The organism is Pseudonocardia sp. NPDC049154 (assembly GCF_040648315.1).
In the GTDB taxonomy this organism is placed as follows: Bacteria; Actinomycetota; Actinomycetes; order Mycobacteriales; family Pseudonocardiaceae; genus Pseudonocardia.
Window position 1 is genome coordinate 1 of record NZ_JBEZDN010000217.1, and the last position, 6,572, is coordinate 6,572.

Below are 6,572 nucleotides of genomic sequence, written 5' to 3' on the forward strand. Positions count from 1 at the left end.
ATCGGGGGCACGAGCGGCTTGGGCTCGAAGGGGAACGGGTCCTTGTGGTTGATCGGGAAGTACTCGGGCACCTTCCCGGTCGCCCGGGCGTAGGCGCAGGCGATGGCGCCGCAGGTCGCGGCGAGCCCGAACTCCCCGGCCCCACCCGGCTCGTCGCCCGGCGAGTCGAGGATGATGATGTTCATCTCGGGCGGGGTGTTCCACTGCCGGGTGTAGAAGTAGTTGTCCCAGCTGGCCTCGACGAAGTGCCCGTCGGTCAGGTGCAGGCTGGAGCTGAGGATCAGGGCGATGGCGTCGTTGATCCCGCCCATGATCTGGGCCTCGAGCCCGCGGGGGTTGATCACCAGGCCGATCTCCACGGCGAAGGTCACCCGGGTGACGCGCGGGCCGGTGACACCCTCGCGGATCTTCCGGTTCACGGTCTCGGGCCGGGTGTCGATCTCGACCAGGGCCGCGGAGACGCCCTTGTACTCGGTGTGGAAGCCGATGCCCTGGGCGGTGCCGTCCTTCATCGACCGGCCCCAGCGGCCTTCCTTGGCCACGGCGTCGAGCACGGCGCGCATCCGGTCGTTGCGCAGGAACTGGCGGCGGAACTCGTAGGGGTCCTGGCCGACCTTGGCGGCGAGCTGGTCGGTGACGAGCTCGCGGGCGGTGGCCACGTCGGGCGAGTACACGTTGCGCATCGACGACGTGTTGAAGCCCATCTCGACCTCGTTGAGCAGCCGGGTGGACACGCCGTAGTCGTACGGCGTCACCTGGGTCAGCTCGAAGATCGACTCGGCGAAGGTGAGGTTGCCGAGCGGGGCCCGGGCGCCGGTCGCGGTGATCGCGTCGCCGAGGCCGTGGGTGAAGTCGGTGGACACGCTGGTGTGCCGCTGCTCGTAGCTGAGCACCGAGTCCTTGGTGACCGAGGCGCGGATCCGCGAGGTCGCCATCGGGTGCACCCGGCCCTGGCGGGCGTCGTCGGCCCGGGTCCACATCAGCTTGACGGGCTTGCCCATCGTCTGCGAGACCTCGGCGGCCTCCAGCGCGGCGTCCCAGAACAGCTTGCGGCCGAAGGACCCGCCGCCCTGGGTGACGTGCACGGTCACCGCGCTCTGCGGCAGCCCCAGCTTCTTCGCGATCGCGGCCTGCGCCGTGACCGGGTTCTTCATCGCGCCCCAGATCTCCGCGCTGTCCGACCGGACGTCGGCGATCGCGGAGTTGGTCTCCAGGGAGCTGTTGGACTTGAAGTAGAACGTGAACGAGCCCTCGACGGTCTCGCCGACCCCGGCCGGCACGGCCAGCGGCAGCTCGGCGGCCTTCAGCTTCGCGAGGATGCTCTCGTCGCTCTCGCCGTGGACGGTGCCGTCGTTCCACTGCACCCGCAGGGCGCGGACGCCGTCGATGGCCTGCCCGAAGGTCTTCGCCCGCACCGCGACGCCGGTGGAGACCACCTCGACGTCCGTCACGCCCGGCATGTTCCGGACCTCGTCGATGTTCTCGACGTCGTCCGGGGTGCCGTTGAGGTCGGGCGCCCGGCAGATGACCGTCGGCAGCGCGTCGGGGATCTGCAGGTCGGTGGCGAAGCACTTCTTGCCGGTGACGATGTCCCGGGCGTCGGTCTTGTTGTGCGGCTTGCCGATGATCCGGAAGTCCTCGCGGGGCTTCAGGACGACCTCGACCTGCTCGTTCACCGGGCTGGCCGCGGCCTCGGTCAGGTCGCCGTAGGACAGCACGCGGCCGGCGGCACCGGTGATGAGGCCGCTGCGCGCGGTCAGCGTGCGCACGTCCTGCTGCAGCACCTGCGCGGCGGCGTCGAGCAGCCGCATCTGGGCCAGCGCGGCCGCCACGCGGATCGGCGTGTAGGTCGTGAAGGTGGTGCTCGAGCCGCCCGTGATCTGGTTGAACAGCAGCTCCGGGCGGGCGTCGGCCAGGGTGACGTGGACCTGCTCGACCTCCAGGCCCATCTCCTCGGCGATGATCATCTGCGTCGAGGTGATGATGCCCTGCCCGTTGTCCGAGCGGGGGAGCGCGAACGAGACGGTGCCGTCCTTGTTGACCTCGATGCGGATGAGGTTCGCGGTCGGCCGCATCGAGTCGCGCAGCAGGTCGAGCAGGTCGTAGGCCTCGGGGGTCTGCGGCACGGAGGGGACGGGCGCCGCGGAGGCCGACGGCCCGTCGAACACGGTCTGGCGGGTGAACTCGGCGGCGACCACCAGGGTCGGCGCGGCGACGAGGTAGCCGAGGAACTTGCGGCGCCCGACGGGGGCGCGCAGTCCGGTACCCGGTTCCTTGGCCTTCGGGGGAGCGAAGCGGTGGTTGGCCATGGTGGTCCTCTTCATCGGGGGCCTGCCCCGTCGGGCGCGGGAAGACGCCGTCCGGGGGACTTGCCGCAGCAACGACCAACCGGGACTTCGGTCGCATCCCGGCCGGCGGGGGACGTCTCCGGTCCGGTGCGGTCCGTGATCTCGCCGCCGCGAAACCCGGCGGGTGTCACTCGACCGGGCTAGCCGAGCGGGCGCCGCGCTGACGGTGAGCGACACAGATGCCGCTTCACTCGTGAGGAGCCGGACATGGTCACTCGTTCCGGTCAACCCCGGCAACCGGCGCGTCGGCCACCGCCGAAAGTGGGTAGAGCAGGGGGTTCGCGGCACCTCCGACTGTCGGTGGTGCCACGCAGAGTTGACGAACCGGACACGTTCTGTGGACACTTCGCCGCCGTCTCCGTCGTGTTCGGGGAGCGACGGCCACCCGGCCGGGGCTCCGCCGCCCGACCCGATCCGAGAGGACCAGGCCGTGGTCAGCGTCGACACCGTCCACCGCTCCGCCGAGCGTGCCGTCCGCACGCGCCTGCTCGAACTGCAGCGGGTCACCGGACTCCCCGTGGTCTTCGGGGGGACGGTCCCCGGCGGCGGGCGCGAGGGGTGGTTCGCCATCACCTCCCAGGTCGGGACGATCAGCGACGCCCTGTCCGGGCTCGTCATCCGGCGCGGGCGCGGGCTGGGCGGGACCGCCCTCGAACGCGGGGTGCCGTGCCGGGTCGACGACTACGCCGCGGCCCGCGCGATCACCCACGACTACGACACGATGGTCGCCGAGGAGAAGCTGACGTCGATCTTCGCCTTCCCCGTCCGGGTCGACGGCGAGGTCCGAAGCGTCCTCTACGGGGCCGTCCGCTCCGGCGACCCGATCGGCGACCGCACGCTGCGGCAGGCCAGCCTCGTCGCCTCGCAGCTGCAGGTGGACCTCCGGGGCACCCCGGCGGCCGGCCTCCCGCCCGTCGACGACGGGGCCGGCGACGGCACCCGCCGCGCACTCGTCGAGCTGGCCGACATCATCGCGGCGACCTCCGACGCCCGGCTCCGCGAACGCCTCGCCCGCATCCACCGCGAGTTCAGCGGTGCCCCCGCGGCGCCCGAACCGGTGGGCGACCCGGCGGCCGAGGGCCCCGAGAAGCTCACCCGCCGCGAGACCGACGTCCTCCGGCTCGTGGCGGTCGGGGCCAGCAACTCCGAGATCGCCGACCAGCTCAACCTCAGCGTCCAGACCGTGAAGGCGTACCTGCGGTCGGCGATGCGGAAGCTGAAGGTGCGCAACCGGACCGCGGCCGTCCACGTCGGGCGCGCGGCGGGGCTGTTCTGACGGGCGGCTCGTCCCGCGCTACCCCCTTTCGTGAGTAGCCGATCACATCCGGGCCGGACACCCTGTGCGGAATCTCCCGAACCGGAACCGCAGGAGGACGACGATGTCCACGTCCGCACCGCACTCTCGGCGGCAGACCCCGATGTGGCGGGTCGCGACCGCGAGCTGTGTCGGAACGACGATCGAGTTCTACGACTTCTTCATCTACGGAACGGCCGCGGCGCTGGTCTTCCCGAAGGTGTTCTTCCCAGCGCTCGGGGCGACGGCCGGCACGGTCGCGTCCTTCGCCACCTTCGCGGTTGCGTTCGTCGCCCGCCCGCTCGGCGCGGTCCTCTTCGGGCACTACGGGGACCGCATCGGGCGCAAGCGCACCCTGATCAGCACGCTGCTGCTCATGGGCATCTCGACCATGCTCATCGGGCTGCTGCCCGACGCGTCGACCATCGGGGTCGTCGCGCCGATCCTGCTCGTCGTCCTGCGGTTCGCGCAGGGCCTGGCGGTCGGCGGCGAGTGGGCGGGCGCGGCGCTGCTGACGGCGGAGTACGCGCCGCCGAACAAGCGCGGGCTCTACGGGATCTTCCCGCAGCTCGGCCCGGCCTTCGCGTTCGCGCTGTCGAGCGCGACCTTCCTGGTGACCGGCCTGGTCCTGGGCGACGGCGACGAGGCGTTCCTCAACTACGGCTGGCGGATCCCGTTCCTGGTCAGCATCGTCCTGGTGGCAGTCGGCTTCTACATCCGGTCGACGATCGAGGAGACCCCGGCCTTCCGGGCGGTGCAGGAGGCCCCGGCGGCATCGGGCTCGCGGGTGCCGTTCCTCGAGGTGCTGCGCGCGCAGCCCCGGGAGGTGTTCCTCGCGGCCGGGTCGCTGACCATGCTGTTCGCGTTCTTCTACATGGGCACGGCCTACCTGACCAGCTACGGCACCAACCCGCAGGGCGCGGGGCTGAGCCGGCCCGTGGTCCTCGGCATCGGGATCGGGGCGTCGGTGTTCTTCGCGGTGGCCATCGCGGTCTCCGGCATCGTGTCGGACCGGTTCGGCCGCCGGCGGGTGATCATGGTGTCGTGCGCCGCGGGCGTGCTCTGGGCGCTGGTGCTGTTCCCGCTGCTGGACACCGGGACCGCGGTGGCGTTCGCGATCGGGCTGACCGTCACGCTGATCATCTTCGCGGTGTCGTACGGGCCCGCGGGCTCGTTCGTGCCGGAGCTGTTCGTGACCCGGCACCGCTACACGGGCGCCGGGCTGGGCTACAACCTGGCCGGCGTGCTGGGTGGTGCGGTGCCCCCGCTGCTGGCGCCGGGGCTCGCGGCCTCCTTCGGCAGCATCGCGATCGGCGTGATGCTGGCGGTGACCGCGGTGCTCAGCCTCGCCTGCACCTACGCCCTCCGGGAGACCAGCCGCAGCGACCTCGGCCGTGAGGACGAGGTCGGCGGCACCCAGGCCGCGGCGACGGCCTGACCGCGCCGGGCCCGTGCCGTCCCCGGGGAGCGCCCGTCAGGGCACGGTCGGCACGGGCTCGGCGAGGTCCGCGTCGGCGGGCTCGGCCGGTCCGTCGGCGGCGCCGCGGCCGGGGGCCTTCCGCACGGTCTCGATCGCCGCGGTGATCAGCTCGTCGAGCTCCCGGCCGGCGCCGGAGCGGGGCACCAGCCCGGCGAGGACGTCGTGCGCGAACAGCCGGGCGATGTCCTCGACGCTCTGCGGGCCGTCCGGCCGGTACCAGGTCCAGGCGTAGTTGCACATGCCGAAGACCTGCAGCGCGGTCATCTGCGGGTCCGGGGTGTGCAGGAGCCCCCGCTCCGCCCCGGCCCGGAGGATGTCGACGACGATCTGGGTGTAGCGCACCCGCTGCTTGCGGACGTAGTCGGTGAGGTCGCCGTCGAAGTAGCGCACGAGCTCGCGCAGGCAGGCCAGGCTGGCGGCGCGGTCGTCCCGGTGCGCCGCGAGCAGCGCGTAGATCATCGCGACGAGCCGGCTCACCGGGTCCGCGAGGTGGGTGTGGACGAAGTCCGCCTCGGCGAATCGCCGCGAGAAGTAGGCGACGTGCACCTCGCGCAGCAGGGCTTCCTTGTTGCCGAAGTGGTGGACGATCGTGCCCTTGCTCAGGTTCAGCTCGGCGGCGACGTCGCCGAGGCTGGTGTCCGCGTAGCCGCGGTCGGCGACGTGCTCGGCGAAGACGCGCAGGATCGCGTCCCGGGAGCTCGCCCGCGGGCTCCGTCCTGGCATCCGCCCACTATAGGGACAGGTCGGGCCGTGAGCCCTATTGCTGACCGTACGAGCGGTCAGTTAAGTTGCGTCATCGCCCTGGCGCCGTTGCCACGAGGAGCTCACATGATCCCCGCCATTCCCGCGCTGCCGTCGTACGCCTCCGGGACCTCCGACGTCCCGCTGCTGGGCGACACGATCGGCGACAACCTGGACCGGACCGTCGCGGCCGACCCCGGCCGCGAGGCGCTCGTCGACGTGCCGAGCGGCCGCCGGTGGACCTACGGGGAGTTCCGCGCCGACGTCGACGCGCTGGCGTTGGGTTTGTTGGCCGAGGGTGTGGTCAAGGGGGACCGGGTCGGGATCTGGGCGCCGAACATGGCGGAGTGGACGGTGTTGCAGTACGCGACGGCGAAGCTCGGCGCGATCCTGGTCAACATCAACCCGTCGTATCGCACCCACGAGCTGGAGTACGTGCTCAAGCAGGCGGGGATCTCGGTCCTGGTGGCGGCGCGGGAGTTCAAGACGTCGGACTACGCGGCGATGATCGAGCAGGTGCGCGGGAACTGCCCGGAGCTGCGGGCGGTGATGCTGATCGGGTCGGCCGAGTGGGACGCGCTGCTGGAGACCGGGCGGGCCGGCGAGCCGGGGCTGTTGGTGGAGAAGCAGGCCGAGCTGTCGCCGGATGATCCGATCAACATCCAGTACACCTCGGGGACGACGGGTTTCCCCAAGGGCGCCACGCTGA

The 6,572-nt window shown here is 71.7% G+C and carries 5 protein-coding genes; 3 read left to right on the top strand and 2 right to left on the bottom strand.

Features of this window, described 5'->3' with window-relative positions:
* Positions 1 to 2,309 (bottom strand): molybdopterin cofactor-binding domain-containing protein (locus AB0B41_RS42255; RefSeq protein WP_358212764.1); only part of this gene is annotated, 2,309 nt, incomplete at its 3' end.
* A 469-nt stretch (positions 2,310 to 2,778) separates the two neighbouring features.
* Here AB0B41_RS42255 and AB0B41_RS42260 point away from each other — a divergent pair.
* Entirely contained in the window at positions 2,779 to 3,624 is an 846-nt protein-coding gene (locus AB0B41_RS42260) for a LuxR C-terminal-related transcriptional regulator (protein WP_358212758.1), read from the top strand.
* A gap of 103 nt (positions 3,625 to 3,727) precedes the next feature.
* A complete protein-coding gene (locus AB0B41_RS42265) occupies positions 3,728 to 5,080 on the top strand; it encodes an MFS transporter (RefSeq protein ID WP_358212759.1) in 1,353 nt (450 codons plus the stop codon).
* A 36-nt stretch (positions 5,081 to 5,116) separates the two neighbouring features.
* Here the strand turns inward: AB0B41_RS42265 and AB0B41_RS42270 are convergent, their stop codons facing one another.
* Positions 5,117 to 5,845: a TetR/AcrR family transcriptional regulator gene (locus AB0B41_RS42270; RefSeq protein WP_358212761.1), complete on the bottom strand. Its 729-nt coding sequence runs from the start codon at positions 5,843 to 5,845 to the stop codon at positions 5,117 to 5,119.
* 105 nt (positions 5,846 to 5,950) lie between these two features.
* On the opposite strand from AB0B41_RS42270, the gene AB0B41_RS42275 reads away from it, so the two are divergent.
* On the top strand, positions 5,951 to 6,572 hold a 622-nt coding region (locus AB0B41_RS42275), incomplete at its 3' end, for an AMP-binding protein (protein ID WP_358212763.1).